The organism is Streptomyces sp. NPDC002476 (genome assembly GCF_042889785.1).
Taxonomy (GTDB): domain Bacteria; phylum Actinomycetota; class Actinomycetes; order Streptomycetales; family Streptomycetaceae; genus Streptomyces.
The window spans coordinates 45,098-66,024 of the sequence record NZ_JBIARH010000015.1 but is presented as its reverse complement, the minus strand read 5'-3'; the positions used below and the strand labels follow the sequence as shown (position 1 = coordinate 66,024).

Here is a 20,927-nt window from a genome sequence, read left to right as displayed (position 1 = left end):
GGGGATCTTCTCCCTCGCTCGGGGGAGTCACCCGGCCCGGGCGGACTGGCACGATGGCCGCATGCTCCGCCACATCCGACCGCTGGCCACGTCCGCCACCTACACCCGGTGGCTGCACCTCCTCATCCCACTGGCCGTCTGCAGCGTGTGGATGTTCATCTCCATGGACACTCCGTGGGTGCTCATGGTCCTGGCCATACCGGTGGGGTTGCTGCCGGGCATGCGGCTGGCGGAAGGGGTGCAGGCCCAGCTGCTGCTCACGCCCGCGGAGCACGGCAGCCCCCACGCGGCGATCTCGGCCACGGCGGCGGCCGACTGGGCGGACCGCTGGCGCACCGTCCTCTGGCTGGAGCTGCGACTGGTGTTCGGCGTCGCGGTGGGTGTTGCCACTGTCTGGCTGCCGATGATCACGGTGGACCTCGTCATCAGTGGTACCGGCGGCAACGTGGAACAGAGTTGGCTGACAGCCGTACTGCAGCCGCATTGGTGGTATCTCCTGCTCACTCCCCTGCCCCTCCTGGTTCTGCTGGCCGTGGTCGTGGCGAGTGGTGAGCTGATCACCCTGGCCGCACGCAGCCTCCTCGGCCCGTCACCGGTGCAGCGGCTCACCGCCTTGGAGGAGCGCACCGAACAGCTGCTGGAGCGCAATCGCATCGCGCGGGAGCTGCACGACTCCATCGGGCACGCGTTGACCGTCGCCGTCGTGCAGGCGGGTGCGGCCCGGGCGGCCGACGATCCGGAGTTCACGGCGCGGGCGCTGACCGCGATCGAGGAGACCGGCAGGGACGCGCTCGACGATCTGGAGCGGGTCCTGCGGGTGCTGCGTGAAGCGGGGGCGCCGACGGGACGGCAACCGACGCTGGTGGAGGCGGACCGGCTTCTGGACTCCGCACGCCGGTCGGGGGCGAAGGTCGACGCGGACGTGTCCGGTCCGTTGGAGGAGGTTCCCGCGGCGGTGTCCCGTGAGGGCTATCGCATCCTTCAGGAATCGCTCACCAACGTGCTCCGTCACGCCGGGACCGTTCCCGTCCGTGTGCGGATCAGCGTCGCGAACGGCCGACTGGAGCTGAACGTGACCAACCCGCTGGGTGATTCGACGGGTTCGGCAGGTGGCGGGAGCGGGCTGCGGGGCATCCGCGAGAGGGCCACGCTACTGGGAGGAAAGGCCAGGACGGGTCCGCACAGGGGCGAGTGGAGGGTGTACGTGAGCCTTCCGTCGCACGGCCTAGGCTGATCGGATGGCGGTTACCGTTCTTCTGGTCGACGACGAACCCCTCGTCCGTGCTGGGCTGCGCGCTGTCCTCGATGCGCAGCCCGACATCGAAGTGGTGGGCGAGGCGGACGACGGCGCGGCCGTCATCCCCCTGTTGCGTCGGCTGCGTCCCGACGTGGTGGCCATGGACGTCAGAATGCCTCTGATGGACGGCATAGAGGCGACACGACTGGTGCTGCGCACCGTGCCGGACCCGCCGAAGATCCTGGTGGTCACCACGTTCGAGAACGACGAGTACGTATACGAGGCGTTGCGTGCGGGAGCGGACGGCTTCCTGCTCAAGCGGGCACGGCCGACCGAGATCGTCCATGCGGTGCGTCTGGTCGCGGAGGGCCAGTCGTTGCTGTTCCCGGCGGCGGTGCGACAGCTCGCCGCGCAGTACGGCACGAACAAGGCGCGGGCGGTCATGGAGCGGGCGTCGCTCACCGAGCGGGAGGCGGCGGTGCTGCGGCTGATGGCCAGAGGGCTGTCGAACGCGGAGATCGCCGCCAAGCTCGTGGTGGGCGTGGAGACGGTGAAGACCCATGTCAGCGCCGTACTGGCCAAGTTGGGCGCCAGGGACCGCACCCAGGCGGTGATCGCGGCGTACGAGTCCGGGTTCGTAGCCCCGAGCTGAGCCCCGCGGCTCCGGATGCCCGTTGCGGTCCTCGGTCGCCCGGCCCCCGGGCAGCGAGTACCATCCGCCTGACATGCGCACGAGCTGGGAGGACAGACCGTGGGGCGGCTGACCGGTGGTGATCCATCGCTGTTGCGACGGATCAATTCCGCAGTGGTACTGCACGCCCTCCGGGGCGCCGAATCGCCCACGCTCACGGACCTGACCCGGATCACGGGTCTGTCCAGGCCGACGGTCGAGGGCGTCATGGAAGGGCTCTTGGAGGCCGGACTGGTCGTCGAGTCGATGCCCGACGGCGGCGAGGCGCGTCGGCAGGGGCGCCCGGCGCGTCGGTTCAGGTTCCGCGCCGAGGCCGGTCATCTGCTCGGCATCGAGATCGGTCCGCACCGCGTCTCCGCCCTGCTCTCCGAGCTGGACGGCCGGATCGTCGGAGCGGGTTCACGTGAGGTGTCGGAGACGGCGTGCGCCGACGACCGGCTCGAAAAGGTCCGCATGATGGTGGCCGACGTCCTGCGGCGGACGGGGGTTGCCCGGAGCAGTCTGCGTGCCGTCGGGGTCGGCAGCCCGGGCATCGTGGAGGCCGACGGAACGGTTCGGCTGGGCACCGCGCTGCCGGACTGGACGGGGCTGGCGCTGGGTGAGCGGCTGCGGCGTTCGTTCCGCTGCCCCGTCCTCGTGGAGAACGACGCCAACGCCGCGGCAGTGGCGGAGCACTGGAAGGGGGCTGCCACCGAGTCCGACGACATCGTGTTCGTCCTGGCCGGTCTGAGCCCGGGTGCCGGATCGCTGATCGGCGGGCGGCTGCACCGCGGCTACGGCGGCGCGGCGGGCGAGATCGGCGCCCTGCACCTCCTGGGCCGCGAGGCCACGCCGGAAAGGCTCCTCTCCACGACGGACAGGCCCCTGGATCCGTTGGACGAGGCCGCCGTCGCGGCCGTGTTCGCGGAGGCGCGGCGCGGGGACGCACGGGCTCAGGCGGCGGTCGAGCGGTACATCCAGCGTCTGGTGCACGATGTCGCGGCGCTGGTGCTGGCCCTGGACCCGGAGCTGGTGGTGGTCGGTGGGTGGGCCGCGGGGCTGGACGGTGTGCTGGAGCCGCTCCGCCGCGAACTGGCCCGCTACTGCCTCCGGCCGCCGCGTGTGACGCTGTCGTTGCTCGGTGAGGCCGCGGTGGCCACGGGTGCCCTGCGACTGGCTCTCGATCAAGTCGAGGAGCAGCTCTTCGCCGTGGAGGGAACGGTGACGGCCCGCAGCTGAGCGCGACAGGCCTTCACGGACACCGCAGGTCCGTCCGCGGGTGTCCCGACGGCCCGTTCGCGTACATCTGGGCAGGGGTGGAGCGGGCTCGGGAGCGTTCCGTCCGAACCGTTCCGGGTGGTGCCGTCCGGGACGCCCGCCGCTCGCGGCCGGGGTCAGGACGCCTGACGCTCGTGACCGTGGTGGCTGATCTCCAGGTCGCCCGAGTCGCCGAAGGTCAGCCGGCAGGTGTCGGCGCGGTAGGTGGCGACGGAGAGCGCCGCGATACCGCCCGCCACCAGGTAACGGGTGGTGACGACGAGGACGGGGGAGCCGGGAAGCCGGTCGAGCTCCTTCGCGTCGTCCGCGCGCGCCGAACCGAGCTCCACCGACCGGTCCTGCCCGTCGAGGCCGAGGCGGTGCAGTTCGCGCAGGACGCCGCGGGCCCGGGCGGGGCCGGACGACGCATCGATCGCCGGCAGTCCGGGCACCGACGACGACGGGACGTAGAGCAACTCCGTGGCGATCGTCTGCGCCTGGGCGACACGGATGCGGCGGACGACGTGGACCGGTTCGTCACCGCCCACACCGACCACGGTCGCCACCGACGCCGGCGCGACCGCGGTCGTGCAGCCCACCGGCTGCCATGCCTCGCCGACCTCGCCGCCCGACCAGTCGCGCCTCCCCGTGGAGACCGCGACCCCGACGCGCGGCGGCGCGACGGTGGTGCCGATGCCTCGGCGGCGCTGCAGCCTGCCCTCCAGTTCGAGCTGTTCCAGGGCCTGCCGGAGCGTGGCACGGGCGACTCCGAACCGAGCAGCGAGGTCACGCTCGTTGGGCAGGATCTCTCCCACCGCAAAGTCCGAGTCGAGTGCCTCGCTGAGCACGGTCTTGAGGTGCCAGTACTTCGGCTCCTGCACCGATTCCGGCTGCGTGGTCCCCACCCTGTCCTCCGCAATCGCCCAGCGGCTTTTCCGCGACGTTATTTATTAAAGGTTCCTGCCTTAACGGTGAGACCATAGGACGGGACCCCACCTTGGTCAAGACCAATCCTCCTGTGGTCACGCAGCGAAACAACCTCCTGCCGCAGAGCGTTCACGGACGTTCGTGGTGCCGTGAGCCGCCCGCAGCGGAAGGGCTCCGCGGCCGGGTGAGCCGCGGAGCCCGGGAGGGGGTGCTGGGAGGATCGGGACGACCGGTGGCTGTCACGCCCCGCCGGCCGCCACATCCCCGGTGGAGGGGTGCCGGGGTACGAGAAGACCGGTCACTGGTCGACCAGACCGACGAGTTTGTCAGGGTTGCGCATGATGTACACGCACTGGATGAGCCCGTTCCTGAGCTCGATCTGGACGGCGGATTCCGGCCTTCCGCCCGAGAGCACCACCACGGCGGGACGACCATTGAGCTCCACGGCCCGTATGTCGAACTCCTGAGTCCGGTCGTGGACGACGGCGCAGAGGAAGCGGCTCACCTTGTCGGCGCCCTCGATGACGCGCAACGGTGCCTTGGCCTTTCCCCCGCTGTCTCCGACGAGCCGCACATCGGTGGCGAGCATCGCCAGCAGCCGCTCGATGTCACCGCCCGCCGCCGCGGCGAGGAACCGTTCCGTGAGGTCACGACGGTGGGCCGGGTCCACGTCGTAGCGCGGCTTTCGCTCGTCCACGTGGCGCCGGGCGCGCCCCGCGAGCTGACGCACGGCGGCCTCGGAGCGTTCCAGGGCCGTGGCGATCTCGGCGTACGGGAAACCGAACGCCTCGCGCAGCACGAAGACGGCCCGTTCCAGCGGCGACAGGGATTCGAGGACGACGAGAACGGCGAGGGACACCGAGTCCGCGAGAACGGCCCGTTCCGCCGTGTCGGGTACGGAGGGGCCGAAGTCGGTGACGAGGGGTTCCGGCAGCCAGGGCCCCACGTACGCCTCGCGCTGCGACCGCACCTGCCGCAGCCGGTCGACGGCGAGACGGGTGGTGATCCGGACGAGATAGGCGCGCGGCTCCCGTACGTCCTCGCGGGAGGCCGACGACCATCGCAGCCATGCCTCCTGCACCACGTCCTCGGCGTCGGCGATCCGGCCCAGCATGCGGTAGGCGACTCCGGTGAGCACGGAACGGTGCGTCTCGAAGACGTCGGTGGCGGTGTCGGCTGTCACCCGTCCATCCCAGCGGACGCGCGGAACACTGTCCAGCACCGGCCGCCCGGCTCCCCTCGAACCGTGGGTGCCCTCCGGGAGCCGGACGGTGCTGTTCAGCAAGGTGCTGCGGCCGGGCCTCGTCGGACAGTGAGGCGACCCCGACCGCCGTCTCCGGGCGGCGGTCGGGGACCGATTGTCAGTGGTGGGTCCTACGGTTTTTTTCCATGACCCGATCCGTTCAGGCATTGGCCTACGCACGCCCGTCCGCCGTGGAGTCCTCACAGGCCGGGCCGCTGCTCGGTCTGGAGACGTCCGGTGGACTCACTCCCCGGGGTGCCGAACCCCATCCCCGGTTCTTCTCCGGATTCCTCACCTCGCCGAGCGTCGCCGCCCGCGGCCTGCTGGCCGTGGCGGACGTGGCGTCCGCGCGCTACTACCAGCGGACCCTGCCCGCCTCGCTCGATCCCGTGGTGACGGGCAACGGCGACCGATTGCGCTTCGAGTCGTTCTCCGGCTGCTGCGGCGTGTACGCGCGGCTCGATGTGCTGCGCGAGGGGCTGGACGGCGCGGAGACGGGGCACGGCACGACGAACGTGGACGTCAACAACCCATTGCGGGAAGCTCTTTCCCGGATAACGGGTGACGATCCGCTGCACATGCGGGTGGGTCCGGAGGAGATGGCCGTCACCACGCTGGACGGACCGGTCGTGGAGAAGAAGGTGCCGCTGCCGGACCGGTGGCTGCGCGGCTTCGCGGAGGCGCAGGTGGTGTCGGCCGGTTTCGATCTGCGGGCCGAGCTGCCCGCCGCCGAGGCCGTGCGGTTCCTGCGGTCGCTGCCGCGCACGTCGGGGAACGCCTCGCGCGGCGCGCGCTGGGTGATCCCGGCGGGGAAGACGCTGCGGCCGACGACACGGCCGGTGTCGGGGGCGGTGTGTCTGCCGGGCCCCGAGCGGCTGGTGGCGTTTCAGCGGGTGCTGCGTCATGCGATGTCCCTGCGGGTGTACGGGCCGGTGGCCGACGGCGCCGCGACCGCGAGCGCCTGGGAGGCGGTGCTTCCCGGCATGCGGCTCACGCTCACGCTGTCGCCCGAGGCATCGCGCGGCTTCTCCGGCGAGGGCGGGGTGCTGGAGGCACTGGCCACCGAGGACGCCGCGGCCGACGCCGAGCTGGTGTCGCTGCTGCTGGCCTGGGAGCCGCGTATCGAGCCCGCCGACCTGGCGGAGCAGTCGGGTCTGACGGTGGAGCGGGTACGGGCCGCGCTCACCCGGCTGGGGACGGCGGGCCGGGTCGGCTACGACCTCGCGGACGCCGCCTACTTCCATCGCGAGCTGCCGTACGACGCGGACCGCGTGGAGCGGCACAACCCGCGTCTGGTCGCGGCCCGGGAACTGGCCGGCTCCGGAGCGGTCGCGCTCGACGGGGACGTGGCGGTCGTCTCCTCGGGCGAGCGTCGTTACCAAGTGAGGGAGAAGGACGGAATGCTCGGCTGTACCTGCCAGTGGTGGATCGACTATCGAGGCCGCCGGGGCCCCTGCAAGCACGCCCTGGCCGTACGGATGGTCCGTCGTGGTGCGCCGGTCGCCGGAGGTGCGCGATGAAGGGCCTGCTCACCGCCGTCCGGGAAGGGCACGTGAAGGACGTCCCGGGTCTGCTGGCGGGGCTGGACCCGGCCGAACGCCGGGCGGCCCTCGTGGAGTTGAAGGCCCTGCGCAAAGAGGCACGGGGCTGGCAGTGGAACGAGCGGGAGAGGTCGCGCGACGCCCTGTTCGTGGCCGGTGCGGGTTGCCACACGGGGGCGGCGGCGTGCGCCACCTGGCTGGGGGGCCGGGATCTGGTGGGGTGGCGACGGCCCCCCTTCTTCCGGGTCGTCGAGGTGCTGAAGGACCGCGATCCCGCCTGGGTCGCCGATGTGGCCCATCGGCTCGCGGCGCGGCCCGCGGCGGTGGAGTCCGCGTACGAACTCATCGTCGGCCTGGTGAAGCTCGCAGGGTGTCCGGTCCCCACCACGGACGCCTTCGTGCGCGGCTGGGCGGAGCACGTCTCCTCCGCGCCCTGGCAGACGCGCAAGACGCGCCCCTTGACCGACATCCTCCGCGCCGACCCGTACCTGCCGGTTCTCCTCCCCCGCGTCTTCGAGTTGCCGGAGCTGCCGTCGTCGATGATCTGGTTCGACGAGACGACGCAGAATCCGTGCCAGTGGCCGGTGGCGCTGCTCGCTCTCGTCGACGAGGGTCTCGTCGAGCGGACGCCGCTCGTGGAGATGTCTCTTACACGGTTGCTCCGGGGCGGGAAGCCCGCGGAACAGCGGTTCTGCCTGGCGTTGTTGCGGCGCCTGGAGCTGACCGAGCAGGAGGAGACCGGGCATCTCGCCGACTGGGCCGCCATGGCGGCGGACGGGATCTCCACCGTGGCCGGCCACGCCCAGGCGGTGCTCGGCCGGATGGACGAGCGCGGCGAGCTGCCGGTGCGGTCGCTGGCGGAGGTCTCGGGTGCCGTGCTGTTCCGCACCGAGAAGAAGCTGGTCCGGTCCCAGCTGGTGCTGATCGGCAAGGTCTTGCGGCGCGACCCGTCGGCGGCCGACGAACTGCTGCCCGCCGTCGCCGAGGTCTTCGGGCACGAGGACATCGGCCTTCAGGAGCGGGCACTGAAGCTCGTGACGCGCTACCTCGCCTCCACCGGTGAGACAACACAGGAAGAACTTGCCCTTTCCGCCGCACGGTTGAGCCCGGTGCATCAGGAAGCCGCAGCCGCGGCCCTCGGTGTCCTGCCCGGCGACCGGCCGACTGCGGAACCGTACGAGGAAGTGCTTCCGCTCCCTCCCGTGCCGCGGCCTCTCGCGCCCGCCCCGGCCACGCTGCCCGAACTCATCGAGGAGGTGGCGCTCCTGACGAGCGATCTGCGGTCTCGATTCGGCGGCTCCGGCGCCCCCTTCGACGTGTCGGCGTTCGAGCGGACACTGGACGGGCTGGTGCGGCACGCCCATGCGGACCGGACGGCGCTGGGCGACGCGCTCCGTGAGGCGCTGACCGGTCAGTGGCGGATCGACAGCGAGCCCAACCCTCATCTCAGGCGGTGGCTCGTCTCGCACTCGGGCATCGAGATCGTCGTGGCCACGCTCCTCGGCGGGGAGCCGGCGCGGGCCGTGGCAGCCGACCGTCCGTCGCGGAAGCCCGATTGGAGGTGTGCCCACGCCGCACTGGACGGGATCCGCAAGGCCCGCCTGTGGGAGGCGGCCGACGCCGTGCTCGACGGCGGGGTGCCGTTCCTGCTGGCCGTACCCACATCGCACACCGGTTCCCTCGATCCGGCCGTGCTGGTGGACCGGCTGCGCGCGTACCAGCGCCTGGGCGTCCGGCCCGGTGACGTCGATTTCGGTCAGGCCCTGCTCCGCGTACCCCGCGGCGAGGCACAGCACGAGGCAGCGGCGGCGGCAGCGGCTCTCGGCACGCCGGAGGGCGGCCTTCTGGCGGCGTGGCTGCGCGCCGACGAACCGCTCGGCCGGGTACGCCGCTTCGACCTGGAGAAGCGGACCCATACGGCCGGCGGGCTGGTGTCGACGCCGGGCACCTGGACGCACCGCGTGCTGACGGCCAGTGAGGAAAACCCGTTCGTCCGGCGGGAGTTCCCCCGCCTCTTCCACTGGCTGGGGAAGCCGCACACTCCCACGCATCATGTGTGCTACCACTGGGGCGAACGGCCGGAGGGCTGGGTCTCGTCCCTGCCCCAGGACGCGGAGACGCTGGCCGCCTGGATGCTGCCGAACATCTCGATCGGCACGGTCGAGGAGATACGGGACACCATGCGTCCGCTGCCGTCGCTCGCCGAGCTCGACGCGCCCGCAGGCGAGGCGGTCCATCTGGCGGTCGCGTACGGTCTGGCGTGCAGGCACCAGGAGGACCGTCTCTCCGCGGTGGACGCCCTGTTGGTACTCGCCGCGCGCCAACAGCTGGACGCCTCACTGCTGGGCGAGCAGCTGACGACCCTCGTCGAACACGGGCTGGCGAAGCCGAACCGGGTCGCGGAGTCGGTACGCACCGCCGCCACCACCGGCGCGTACCGGACGACGCTCTCCGTGCTCGCCGCGCTCCTGCCCGGACTGCTCGCCCGCCAGAAGGCTCCGCGTGGGCTGAGTGATCTGCTCGCCGTGGCCGCCGAATGCGCGGAACGCTGCGGCGCGGTGCGGGCCGAGCTGATACCCGGGCTCGCCGAGACGGCGGCCCGCGGCGGCTCCTCGCAACTGGTACGGCAGGCGGTGCGTCTGCAGGCCGCCTGGGGGAAAGCAGGACCGGCGTGACCGCCTCGACCGTCGAGGCGTGACCCGCGTGCGCGCGAACCGCGCGGAGCGTGGCCGGACAACATCCGGACCAGTGCCGGTCCGGACAGGCCGCAATTACTCAAGGCGATTTTCCGCCAAAACGGATGTTAGGGGCCAGATGCTCACTTAACCCATCGGTCACAGACTGTTCGCGATCGGGCAACACCGCTCGGTCACAGTGAAGTCATGACTGACAGGACATCCACCACGACCTCCCGCCGCCCGCACCACTGGCGGCGGGACCTGATCGAGCTGGCCGCACTGTTCACCGCCGTGGCGGTGGCCGACGCCATCGCCAACCTGATCGGGCACCAGCCCGGTGGACCGTACCTCCTGATCGCCTCGGCCGTGGCCCTGACCGTGACCGCGGCGTTCCACACCTGGTGGGCGCGGCGCCACAGTCACGCTCCCCCGCCGAGCGGGAGCGGTCTCGTCGCCGACGACGTCGGCGAGACCGACGGGCCGCCGGGCCACCGCGCCGAGACCGCGGACGGGCCCGGCTCCGCCGGTGGTGTCGCGACGACGGTGATCGTGCCCGAGCCGACGGGGTCCGGGACGGCCCCGGCTGCCGAGGACACGGCGCTGTGGCGGATGCGGAGCACCGTGCGGGACGCACCGGGGAGTCTCGCCGCGCTGTGCCTGGCGCTCGCCCGGCACCGGGTCGACATCCTCACCTTGCAGACGCACCCGCTGCCGCGCGGAACCGTCGACGAGTTCCTGCTGCGCGCCCCCGCGTCCCTCCGGGCCCGGCAACTGAGCCGGTCCGTCTCCGCCGCCGGGGGCGGGTCCACCTGGATCGAGCGGGCCGACGCCCACGACCTGGTGGACACCCCGACCCGGGTACTCGGTCTCGCCGCACGCACGGCACTGGACGCAGCAGAACTACCCCTCGCCCTGCGCCAGTTGCTGGGCCGCTGCACAATCCGCTCGCTGCCCTCGATCCCGGTCACCGGTCGCGCGCCGGACAGGGACACAACCCCGGCGGAGGGAGTGCTGACGGAAACGGTGATGCGGCTGCGAGATCCGTCCGGGGGCACGATCACCGTCGAGAGACCGTATCTGCCGTTCACGCCGACCGAGTTCGCCCGGGCGCGGGCCCTGGTGGAACTGGACGCCCGGCTGGGCCCCCGCATACCGCGCACCGAACACGTGCTCACGCTCCCCGAGGGCAACGAGATCACCGTGCGCCGCGCCGGCCAGAACGATCTGGAGGCGGCCCGGGCCATGCACGACCGCTGCTCCGGCCGGACACTCGCCCTGCGCTATCACGGCCCGGTGCGCGACGCCGACCGCTACCTGGACCATCTGCTGAGCCCCCGATTCGGCCGCACCCTGGCCGCGCAGACCGCCTCGGGACGCCTGGTCGCCCTGGGCCACCTTCTGTGGGACGGCGACGAGACCGAGGTCGCCCTGCTCGTCGAGGACGACTGGCAGCGGCGCGGAATCGGTTCCGAGCTGCTTCGCCGACTGGTGGCGCTCGCCGTCGAGGCGGGCTGCGAGAACGTCTACGCGGTCACCCGGGCCTCCAACACCGGCATGGTCGCGGCCATGCGTGCGCTGGCCCTGCCGCTGGACTACCAGATCGAGGAAGGCACGCTCGTCATCACCGCCCGGCTGGACGCGACACCGGTCCGTTCGCTGCCGCCGTACGAGCAAGCCGGTCACTGACGAACAGGCCGGTCACGGCCACCGGCCCGGTCATCGGGGAACGAGCACCCCGCACCGGCCGACGAGCACGATCAGCGACCCGGTGCCCCACTCCGACCGCGCACCCGACGGCCGGGGGCGTGCGGACTCCCGTCCACACGCCCCCGGCCGTCCTCGCCGGGCCGGACCTCACCCCCCTTACAAGGCCGGGCCCGTCCCGACGGCCCGGACCGCTCCGGGGCCCCGGTCCGCTCCGGAGACGGAAGCGGCCTCGGACACGCCGTTCGTCCCGGGAGCGCCGACCGTCCCGGACACGTGGACCGTCCGCGACACCGGTTCCCGTTCACCGGGACTCGGCTCGTCGCAGTCCAGCGCCAGGGAGAGATCGGCCCACAGGTCCTCGACGTCCTCCAGCCCGACCGACATGCGCAGGAGCCGGTCCCCGACGCCGGACGCCTGCCGGTCCCCCTCCTCCACAATGCGGTGGCTGATGGACGCCGGGTGCTGGATCAGGGTGTCGACGCTGCCGAGGCTGACCGCCGGGGTGATGAGCCGTACGGCCGAGATCACCCGGTGGGGATCGCCGTGCACCTCGAACGACACCATCGCCCCGCCCAGTTCCGGGTAGTGGACCCGGGCGACGCGCGGGTGGGCCGCCAGCCTGCGCGACAGTTCCGCGGCGGTCGCGGAGGCCGCCCGCACCCGTACCGGGAGCGTCGCGAGGCCGCGCAGCAGCAGGTACCCGGCCATCGGGTGCAGCACGCCGCCGGTGGCGAAGCGCACCTGCCGCAGACCCGCCGCGAACTCCTCGTCGCAGGCGACGACGCCGCCCATCACGTCGCCGTGCCCTCCGAGGTACTTGGTGGCGCTGTGCAGCACGATCCGGGCGCCGTACTCCACCGGCCGCTGGAGCACGGGCGTGGCGAAGGTGTTGTCGACGAGCAGCGGCACCGAACCGCAGGAGTGCGCGATCGCCCGGATGTCGACCTCGGCGAGCGTGGGGTTGGCGGGCGTCTCCACCATCACCAGACCCGTGTCCGGCCGGATGGCCTCGGCGATGCCCGCCGGATCGGTCCAGGTCACCTCGGTGCCCAGCAGACCGGTACCGAGGAGATGGTCGCTGCAGCCGTAGAGCGGACGGACGGCGACCACGTGACGCAGGCCCATGCTCGCCCGGACCAGCAGCACGGCGGTGAGCGCCGCCATTCCGCTGGCGAACGACACGGCGCTCTCCGCCCCTTCGAGCCGGGCGAGCGCGTCCTCGAACCGGGCGGTCGTCGGATTGTCCAGGCGCGCGTAGACGGGCGGGCCGTCGGGCCTGGCGCCGTTCGTGGCGAAGGCGTCGATCCGCCGGGCCTCGCCCCGGGAGTCGTACGAGGGGTAGGTGGTGGACAGGTCGATCGGGGGAGTGTGCAGGCCGAGGGCGGCGAGATCGTCACGGCCCGCGTGCACGGCTTCGGTGGCGAGCGCCCGGGAGCGGGGGGTCTCCGGGGGCGCCATGAAGGATTCGGTGTCCATGACATCACTCTGAACATCACCCGGGTCTCACCGGGACTGTCCCGTGCTACGTTCGACAGATGTCCGAATCCGTCGTTCTCGACCCGGTGGACCTGCACATTCTGCGGCTGCTGCAGAACGATGCCCGGACCACCTACCGTGAACTGGCCGCCGAGGTCGGTGTCGCCCCGTCGACCTGTCTGGACCGGGTGGCCAGATTGCGTCGTTCCGGGGTCATCCTCGGTCACCGGTTGCGCCTCGACCCGGCGCGGATCGGCCGGGGGCTGGAGGCGCTGCTCTCCGTACAGGTGCGCCCGCACCGCAGGGAGCTGATCGGTCCGTTCGTCGAACGGATCAGGGCGCTGCCGGAGTCCCGCGCGCTCTTCCATCTGACCGGGCCCGACGACTACCTGGTCCATGTCGCGGTCGCCGACACCGCGGACCTTCAGCGTCTGGTGCTGGACGAGTTCACGTCACGGCGCGAGGTGGCCCGGGTGGAGACCCGGCTGATCTTCCAGCAGTGGGAGTGCGGACCGCTGCTGCCGCCGACGGCGGGAGCACAGGGAACAGGTCCCTGAGCCGGAGCGCAGGGAACAGGTCCCTGAGTCCGAATGCTGATGACGCGGAGGCCCTCGCCGTACCAGGATGTCCGCATGTCAGAAATTGCCGGCAGCGCACTGCCCCGCCAGGTCGCCGACGCCTACGTCGACGCATACATCGAACTCGACCCGATCTCCGGCACGTACCTGGGTGTCGCGGCGAGTTCGCGGCATCTCCCCGATTTCTCCCCCGCCGGGCAGGAGGCCCGTGCGGAGCTTGCCCGCACCACCCTCGCGAGGCTCGACGCCGCCGAACGGCTGCCCGGCGCGGACACCGACGCCGAACGCCGCTGCGGCCGTCTGCTCCGCGAGCGCCTCACGGCGGAACTCGCCGTCCACGAGGCGGACGAGGGACTGCGCTCGGTCTCCAACATCCACTCTCCGGCGCACAGCATCCGCGAGGTGTTCACGGTGACGCCGACCGGGACCGACGAGGACTGGGCGGCGGTCGTGGACCGGCTGCGCGCGGTTCCCGCCGCGCTGGAGGGGTACCGCGAATCACTGGCGCTCGGCCTGGAGCGCGGGCTGTACGGGGGGCCGCGCGCCACCGCGACGTTCATCGGCCAGCTCGACGAGTGGGCCGGTGACGACGGGACGGGCTTCTTCGAGGAGTTCGCCGCCGCGGGTCCCGCGCCTCTGCGCGCCGGGCTGGACGAGGCCGCCGCGCGGGCGACGAAGTCGGTCGCGGAGCTGCGGGACTGGATGCGCGAGGTGTACGCCCCGGCGGTCGAGGGTGCGCCGGACATCGTGGGCCGCGAGCGGTACGCGCGTTGGTCGCGCTACTTCAACGGCACGGACCTGGACCTCGACGAGGCGTACGCGTACGGCTGGTCCGAGTACCACCGGCTGCTCGCCGAGATGAGGACCGAGGCCGGGAAGATCCTGCCCGGCGCGGGTCCCTGGGAGGCGCTGGCCCATCTCGACGTCCACGGCAAGCACATCGAGGGGGTCGACGAGGTCCGGACCTGGCTCCAGAACCTGATGGACGAGGCCATCGAGGCGCTCGACGGGACGCATTTCGAACTCGCCGAACGGGTGCGGAAGGTGGAGTCCCACATCGCCCCGCCCGGCGGTGCCGCGGCTCCGTACTACACGGGCCCGTCCGAGGACTTCTCCCGCCCCGGCCGCACCTGGCTCCCCACCATGGGCGAGACCCGCTTCCCGGTCTACGACCTGGTCTCGACCTGGTACCACGAGGGTGTGCCCGGCCACCACCTGCAGATCGCGCAGTGGACGCACGTCGCCGACAGCCTCTCCCGCTACCAGGCGTCGATCGGCGAGGTCAGCGCGAACTGCGAGGGCTGGGCGCTGTACGCGGAGCGGCTCATGGACGAACTGGGCTTCCTGCCCGACCCCGAGCGCCGGCTCGGCTACCTGGACGCCCAGATGATGCGCGCCTGCCGGGTGATCGTGGACATCGGCATGCACGCCGAGATGGAGATCCCCGCGGACTCCCCGTTCCACCCCGGCGAGCGGTGGACCCCCGACCTGGCCCAGGAGTTCTTCGGCAACCACAGCGGCCGTCCGGCCGACTTCGTGGAGAGCGAGCTCACCCGCTACCTCTCGATGCCGGGGCAGGCCATCGGGTACAAGCTGGGCGAGCGCGCGTGGCTGCTCGGCCGGGAGAACGCGCGCAAGGCGCACGGCGACGCGTTCGACGCGAAGGCGTGGCACATGGCCGCGCTCTCGCAGGGTCCGCTCGGACTCGACGACCTGGTGGACGAGCTGTCCAAGCTCTGACCGGAGGTCCACGCTCCGACCGGACGCGAAACCGTCCGGGCTCCGAGCGGACGTTCAGACTCCGACGGGACCGTGCGATCAGCCTCTCCTTCTCGGCGGCCGGACGGGCGGCCGGAGCGAGGAGAGGGTGATCGCACGCGTCCCGCTCGTGTCGGCCGGCCCCGGGTCCCTCGGGGCCGGGCGGCGTGGGCGGCGGACCGGCCCCGGCACGAACGGCCGCGCGGCGGGCGTCCGGCGTGACGAAGACGGGCGGTCGACAGCCGTCAGCCGACAGCCGTGCCCGACGCGCGGTGCCGTACCGCCGACCCGTCGCGCTCCTTCACCACTTCGAGCTGGGCGGGGATACGGCGGCGCAGATCGGCCACATGGCTGACGATGCCGACGCAGCGATCCCGTTCGCGCAGCGAGTCCAGGACGTCGAGCACCTCGTCGAGCGTCTGGTCGTCCAGGCTGCCGAAGCCCTCGTCGATGAAGAGCGTGTCCAGCCGTACGCCGCCCGCCTCGTCGGTGACGACATCGGCGAGGCCGAGCGCGAGAGCCAGTGAGGCGAAGAACGTCTCGCCTCCCGAGAGCGTCGCCGTGTCGCGTTCGCGGCCGGTCCAGGCGTCGACCACGTGCAGGCCGAGACCGGACCTGCGGCTTCCGGTCCGGGCGTCGGAATGGACCAGGGTGTACCGGCCGGACGACATGCGTTCCAGCCGCGCGGTGGCCGCGGCGGCGACCTGTTCGAGCCGTGCGGCCAGTACGTAGGACTCCAGCCGCATCTTGCGCTCGTTGTCCGCCGAGGTACCGGCGGTGAGCGCGGCCAGCCGTGCCACCCGGTCGTACTCCTCGCGCAGCGGGCCGAGATCGCGCACCCCGTTCGTGGCACCGCGCGACAGCCGGGCCAGTTCGGCACAGCGCTCCCGTGCGGCGGACAGCGCGGCCGACGCCTCCCGCAGCAGCCGCTCGGCGGCGTCGTACGCGGCCCGCGCGGCCTCCACCCCGGCCGGCGGCCCGTCGGCGGCGGTACGGGCCGCGGTCTCGGCGAGCCGGTCGGCGACGGCGGCGGACTCCGACTGCCAGGCGTCGGTCAGCCGCTGGAGTTCACGCTGTTCGGCGTCGGACAGCAGGCTCGCGGCGGCCTCCTGCGGGGTGTCGAACCCGGCCCGGAACGCGGCGTCGGCGAGTCGGCCGTCGGCCTCCTTGCGACGCTGTGCGGCCGCCTCCTCCTCGCGTACCGCCATGGCGGCCGCGGCGAGCAGCCCGGCCCTTCGCTCCAGCAGCTCCGCGTGCTCGGCGACGCTGGCGCGGTCGCCCCGCGCGACCGCCAACTCGCCTTCCAGCGACGCCTGTTCCCGGTCCAGCCCCTCCCGCAGGGAGATGCGGGCCGCGACCCGGCGCTCGGCCGACCGCAGCCCTTCCAGCCGCTCGGAGTGTTCCCGCTCGGCGGCTGCCAGTGCCTCGCGCGCCGCGTGGGTCCCGGCCGCGGCCCGGTGCGCCTCGGCGTGCCGGTGGGTCAGCCTCTCGACGAGTTCGGCGAGTTCGGCGGCAGAGGGGTCGGCGGCGGGTTCCGCGGCGGACTCGGAGGGGGACGGCGTCGTCCGTGCCACCGCCTCCTCGCCCACCGGTTCCCCCGGCACGGCCGGCTCCGCGCCCGCGGCCCCGGCGACGCGCCCGGCACCGGCCCGTTCGACGGCATCCGCGCCGTCCCTCGGCTGCGGCACGGCCGACCGCGCCGCGGCCCGGGCCGTCAGGTGCTTCTCGCGCAGGATCCCCAGCTCCCGGTCGGCCCGGGTGCGCACGTCCTCGGCCCGCCGGTAGGCGTCCAGGGCCCGTTCCTCGGCGGCCCGGTCGACATGGCCGTCGCTCGCGCGCGCGGGGGCGGGGTGCTCTCTCGAACCGCACACCGCGCAGTGCTCACCGTCCACCAGTTCTGCGGCCAGTTCCGCGGCGATGTCGCGCAGACGCCGTTCGCGCAGCTCCAGCCAGGACTCGTGGGCACCGACGGCGTGCTCCCGGGCCAGGGCCAGCCGCTCGACGGCGGCCGACACCTCCAGGGCGAGCGCGTCGCGTCGCCGGGCCGCCTCCCACCGCGCCCGGACGGGTTCCAGCCTTCCCGCGAACTGTTCCGCACGGGTCGCCGCCTCCTGGGCCTCCTCGACCCGGGCCCGCAGGGCATGCCGGGTCGCCTCCCAGCCGGCCAGCCAGCCCTTCGCCTCCTGGATCAGCTCGTCGTCCGCCCGGGCCTGTCGTTCCAGCCCGGTACGTTCGGCGTCGATCTCCGCGCTGCGCCGCTCGGCGCGCTTCGCGGCGTCCAGTCCGCCGAGTTCCTGACGGACCCCGCGCTCCAGTTCGGCCAGTTGTTCGGCGCCCGCCTCGGCGAGGGAGGCGGGCAGCGGTGCGCGGGCGCGGTCCCGGGCCTCCCGGGCGGCGTGGCAGGCGCGTTCGGCCTCCTCGCGCAGTTCCAGGGCGGGGGCGACCTGGTCCGCCTTGCGAGCGCGGGCGAGCCGTTCACGGCGGCGGTCGTGGTCGGGACGGCCGGTTTCGAGCGCGGCGGCGCGTCGCCGGGTCTCCTCGTACCGCTGCTGGAGCGCGGCACGTTCGCGTTCGGCGTCGAGGGCCAGGCGGGCGGACTCCTGTCGGCCCTCGGCGAGGGCCAGCGCGGACGCGGCGACGTCGAGCCGTTCCCGGGCGCCGCTACGGGCCTGCGCGGCCCACTCCAGCACGCTCGCGGCGAGCCCGGGGTCACCGGGCCGGAGGCCGGGGAGCACCGCTTCGCGCGCGGCCGGACCGGCGGCCTGGGCGATCCGCTGAGCGGTCGCGAGGACGCGTTCGTCCCCGGCCCTGACCTGGGCCTCGGCGGCACGGCGGAGGTCGGCGAGCCGGTCCTCGACGGCGGCGAAGCGACGGGTGTCGAAGAGCCTGCCGAGCAGTTTGCCCCGCGACTCGGCGTCGGCCCTCAGAAAGCGCGCGAAGTCGCCCTGCGGCAGGAGCACCACCTGGCAGAACTGGTCGCGGCTCATCCCGATCAGCTGCGTGATCTCCTCGCCGATCTCCTGGTGCGAGCGGCTGAGCGACCGCCGGCCGCCGTCCGGCTCGTACTCGCGCAGACGGCTCTGCGCCTTCTCCGTGGTGAAGCCGTCGCCCTTCTTCTTGGGGCGGGCCTGGGCCGGACGCCGGGTGACTTCGAGGCGCCGGCCGCCGACAGTCAGGTCGAGGGTGACCTCGGTGGGTACGTCCACCGGGGCGTGGTCGCTGCGCAGCGAGCCGCCGGGGGTCTGACGGACGCCGGGCACCGAGCCGTACAGGGCGTAGCACACGGCGTCGAGGACCGAGGTCTTCCCTGCACCGGTCGGCCCGTGCAGCAGGAAGAGCCCGGCCGAGGAGAGCGTGTCGAAGTCGATGTGCTGAGTGCCGCCGAACGGCCCGAAGGCCGTGAGCGTGAGCCTGTGCAGCCTCACCGGTTCACCTCGCGCAGCGTGTCGTCCACCCGGACGTGATCGAAGGCGTCGCGCAGCACGGCGCGTTCCCGCTCGTCCGCCGCCGCGCCGCCGCGCACGTGTGCCACGAAGTCCTCCGCGATCTGCTGGTCGTCGCGCCCCTGGAGGCGCTGTGCGTACGAGGCGAGCGGGTCTTCGGGGGCCCGGTCGGGGTCGAACACGAGGCTGAGGGTGTGGGGGAAGCGTTCGGCGAGTCGGGCCATCGGTTCGGTGGGGCGCACCGGGTCGGTGAGCGTGGCCTCGACCCAGGAGTCCCGGTGGCGTTCCAGCGCGGGGTCGTCGAGGAGGGAGTCGAGGCGGCCGCGGAGTCTGGCGAGCGGTCGGGGCACGGGGCAGTCGAGGCGTTCGGCGGTGATGCCCCCCGAGGCGTCGAGGTCGACGAGCCACATCGTCTTGCGGTGGGTGGCCTCGGAGAAGGAGTAGGCGAGCGGTGAACCGGAGTAGCGGATCCGCTCGGTGACGGTCTGGCTGCCGTGAAGGTGTCCGAGCGCCACGTAGTCGACGCCGTGGAAGACTCCGGCGGGTACGGCGGCGACCCCGCCGACGGTGATGTCGCGTTCGCTGTCGCTGGGTTCTCCGCCCGCGACGAAGGCATGGGCGAGCACGACGGAGCGGGTGCCTCCGGGCCGTTCGGCGAGGTCGGCGCGCACCCGGTCCATGGCGGCGCCCAGCACCGCCTCGTGTCCGGCGCGCTCCGCCCCGAGGGCATCCTTGACCAAGGCGGGTTCCAGATAGGGCAGCCCGTAGAACGCCACGTCACCGTGGGCGTCGCGCAGGACGACGGGGGTGGCGCAGTGGGCGGGGTCGGTCCGCAGATGGATTCCGGCCCGTCCGATCAGCCCGGCGCCGACGCCGAGCCTGCGCGCCGAGTCGTGGTTCCCGGAGATCATCACGGTGGGTACCCCGGCGGCCGCGAGCCGGTGCAGCGCTTCGTCGAAGAGTTCGACGGCGGACAGCGGGGGCACGGCCCTGTCGTACACGTCACCCGCCACGACGACCGCGTCCACCTCGTGCTCGCGCACCGTGGCCACCAGGTGGTCCAGGTGGGCCGCCTGGGCTTCGAGCAGGGAGACCCGGTGGAAGGACCGGCCCAGGTGCCAGTCCGATGTGTGCAGAATTCTCACGTGCCGGCTCCGCCCTGCGTCATCTTCTTCCTCCGCCCCCGCGTCCGTTTCCGTGCCCGGCGCACACCATGACCGGCCCGCGGACCGGCGCGGGTCCGTGATCCGCGCCGATCGCCCGCCGCGACCGCTTCCGTACCGGTGAGCACACCGTTCTTCCCGCTGAGCACAGTGTTCTCACCGCTCACAGTGTCCCACCGGCATCGGCCGCCCTCGGCGCCTTCAGCCGAGAAGATCGACCGGCGTCCCGACGCCGAGCCGTTCCGCCTGTCGGTAGGCGACCCAGGCGACGGCCAGGTCCTGCCAGGGGAGCCCGACGGGTGCGTATACGGAGCGTGCCGTGTCCGGAACGCGGCCGGGACGGGTGCCGTCGAGCAGTTCGCCGAGCGTGGCGTGCGCGGCGTCGGGCGGCAGTCCCGCCGCGGCCAGGGCTCCTGTGGTCGCGGCGAGTTCGCGGTCGTCGACGACGAGAAGGGCGGAGCCGAGCAGGTCGGCGGAGAGTTCCTGTTTGCCGGGCTCGTCGGCACCGAGTGTGGTGAAGTGCTGGCCGGGACGGGTATCGGCGAGGCTCAGCAACGGAGTCCGCGACCAGGTGGCGAGCAGGACGACGTCCGCGGCCGCGGCGACCTCGGCCGCCGAGCCGACGACACGGCCCCGGTGCCGGCCGGCGAAGCCTGCCGCTCGCTCCGGGGCGGTGTCGTGCACCACCAGGTCGCGGAATGCGCGCAGGCTCCGTACGCCACGGACCACGATCTCGGCCTGCGCGCCCGCGCCGACGACGCCGAGCACCGCTTCGCCCGCCGGATCGGGTGCGGCGAGGACATGGGTGCCGAGGGCCGCGGCGAGGCCGGTCCGCCAGGCCGTGACGGTGGCGGAGTCGAGCAGGGCGAGGAGTTCACCGTCCCGTCCGCTGTGCAGGCAGATCACGCCGCGCAGCGCGGGCCGGGCGCCCGGGAACTTGGCATTGACCTTGACGGTGTACGCGTCGATGCCCGGCAGCAGTCCGGGCATCAGGGCCGTCGCCGTACCCGGGAACGGGAGGTCCGTGCGGATCCGCCGGCCGGCGACGGTGGAGGCACCGGCCCGGCGAAAGCCGTCGCGCAGGGCCTCCAGACAGGCGTCCGGTTCGAGCACGGCCAGGAGATCGCTGCTGGTCAGAAGCCGGGTCATGGCCCTATTGTCCGATGCGGCCGACGGGCTCCCGCCCGTGCCCCCACGCCGGGACGCCGTGTGCGCGAGGCCGTCGGGAGGGCCGCCCCGGCGAGTCGTC

The 20,927-nt window shown here is 72.8% G+C and carries 14 protein-coding genes; 8 read left to right on the top strand and 6 right to left on the bottom strand.

Translation table 11 applies throughout. The annotated features are described in order from the left end of the window. Positions 1–61 precede the first annotated feature (61 nt). The 3 genes from ACFYXM_RS19010 to ACFYXM_RS19000 all read left to right on the top strand — a co-directional run bounded on the left by ACFYXM_RS19010 (position 62) and on the right by ACFYXM_RS19000 (position 3,146). The gene (locus ACFYXM_RS19010; RefSeq protein ID WP_389290657.1) at positions 62–1,234 is read left to right on the top strand and encodes a sensor histidine kinase; all 1,173 of its coding nucleotides are present in this window, start codon (positions 62–64) and stop codon (positions 1,232–1,234) included. A gap of 4 nt (positions 1,235–1,238) precedes the next feature. Beyond that, positions 1,239–1,889 (top strand): response regulator, encoded by a 651-nt coding sequence (locus ACFYXM_RS19005; RefSeq protein WP_389290655.1) that lies wholly within the window; start codon positions 1,239–1,241, stop codon positions 1,887–1,889. Between the two features lie 99 nt (positions 1,890–1,988). Next, positions 1,989–3,146: an ROK family protein gene (locus ACFYXM_RS19000; RefSeq protein WP_389290654.1), complete on the top strand. Its 1,158-nt coding sequence runs from the start codon at positions 1,989–1,991 to the stop codon at positions 3,144–3,146. Between the two features lie 155 nt (positions 3,147–3,301). Here the strand turns inward: ACFYXM_RS19000 and ACFYXM_RS18995 are convergent, their stop codons facing one another. Together ACFYXM_RS18995 and ACFYXM_RS18990 are read right to left on the bottom strand one after the other, a co-directional pair. After that, a complete protein-coding gene (locus ACFYXM_RS18995) occupies positions 3,302–4,069 on the bottom strand; it encodes a GntR family transcriptional regulator (protein ID WP_389290652.1) in 768 nt (255 codons plus the stop codon). Between the two features lie 320 nt (positions 4,070–4,389). Next, positions 4,390–5,274: an RNA polymerase sigma-70 factor gene (locus ACFYXM_RS18990; RefSeq protein WP_389290650.1), complete on the bottom strand. Its 885-nt coding sequence runs from the start codon at positions 5,272–5,274 to the stop codon at positions 4,390–4,392. Positions 5,275–5,480: 206 nt separating this feature from the next. Between ACFYXM_RS18990 and ACFYXM_RS18985 the strand changes: the two genes are divergently transcribed. The 3 genes from ACFYXM_RS18985 (at position 5,481) to ACFYXM_RS18975 (ending at position 11,239) form a co-directional block, all read left to right on the top strand. Beyond that, a complete protein-coding gene (locus ACFYXM_RS18985) occupies positions 5,481–6,854 on the top strand; it encodes an SWIM zinc finger family protein (RefSeq protein ID WP_389290648.1) in 1,374 nt (457 codons plus the stop codon). Beyond that, on the top strand, positions 6,851–9,550 hold the full coding sequence (locus ACFYXM_RS18980) for a DUF6493 family protein (RefSeq protein WP_389290646.1): 2,700 nt from the start codon (positions 6,851–6,853) through the stop codon (positions 9,548–9,550). The genes ACFYXM_RS18985 and ACFYXM_RS18980 overlap by 4 nt, the downstream gene beginning before the upstream one ends. 207 nt (positions 9,551–9,757) lie before the next feature. After that, positions 9,758–11,239, top strand: a complete 1,482-nt coding sequence (locus ACFYXM_RS18975) for a GNAT family N-acetyltransferase (protein WP_389290644.1) — start codon at positions 9,758–9,760, stop codon at positions 11,237–11,239. Positions 11,240–11,416: 177 nt separating this feature from the next. Here the strand turns inward: ACFYXM_RS18975 and ACFYXM_RS18970 are convergent, their stop codons facing one another. Further along, a complete protein-coding gene (locus ACFYXM_RS18970; RefSeq protein WP_389290643.1) occupies positions 11,417–12,736 on the bottom strand; it encodes a trans-sulfuration enzyme family protein in 1,320 nt (439 codons plus the stop codon). Between the two features lie 59 nt (positions 12,737–12,795). Here ACFYXM_RS18970 and ACFYXM_RS18965 point away from each other — a divergent pair, with 59 nt between their 5' ends. Then, complete coding sequence (locus ACFYXM_RS18965) at positions 12,796–13,293, top strand: Lrp/AsnC family transcriptional regulator (RefSeq protein WP_389290641.1); 498 nt, start codon at positions 12,796–12,798, stop codon at positions 13,291–13,293. Between the two features lie 75 nt (positions 13,294–13,368). Continuing rightward, the gene (locus tag ACFYXM_RS18960; RefSeq protein ID WP_389290639.1) at positions 13,369–15,054 is read left to right on the top strand and encodes a DUF885 domain-containing protein; all 1,686 of its coding nucleotides are present in this window, start codon (positions 13,369–13,371) and stop codon (positions 15,052–15,054) included. Between the two features lie 263 nt (positions 15,055–15,317). Here the strand turns inward: ACFYXM_RS18960 and ACFYXM_RS18955 are convergent, their stop codons facing one another. The 3 genes from ACFYXM_RS18955 to ACFYXM_RS18945 all read right to left on the bottom strand — a co-directional run bounded on the left by ACFYXM_RS18955 (position 15,318) and on the right by ACFYXM_RS18945 (position 20,827). Beyond that, positions 15,318–18,497, bottom strand: a complete 3,180-nt coding sequence (locus ACFYXM_RS18955) for an AAA family ATPase (protein WP_389290637.1) — start codon at positions 18,495–18,497, stop codon at positions 15,318–15,320. Further along, the gene (locus tag ACFYXM_RS18950; protein WP_389290635.1) at positions 18,494–19,660 is read right to left on the bottom strand and encodes an exonuclease SbcCD subunit D; all 1,167 of its coding nucleotides are present in this window, start codon (positions 19,658–19,660) and stop codon (positions 18,494–18,496) included. Before ACFYXM_RS18950 ends, ACFYXM_RS18955 begins: the two co-directional genes overlap by 4 nt. A gap of 219 nt (positions 19,661–19,879) precedes the next feature. Further along, entirely contained in the window at positions 19,880–20,827 is a 948-nt protein-coding gene (locus ACFYXM_RS18945; protein ID WP_389290633.1) for an ornithine cyclodeaminase family protein, read from the bottom strand. Positions 20,828–20,927 lie beyond the last annotated feature (100 nt).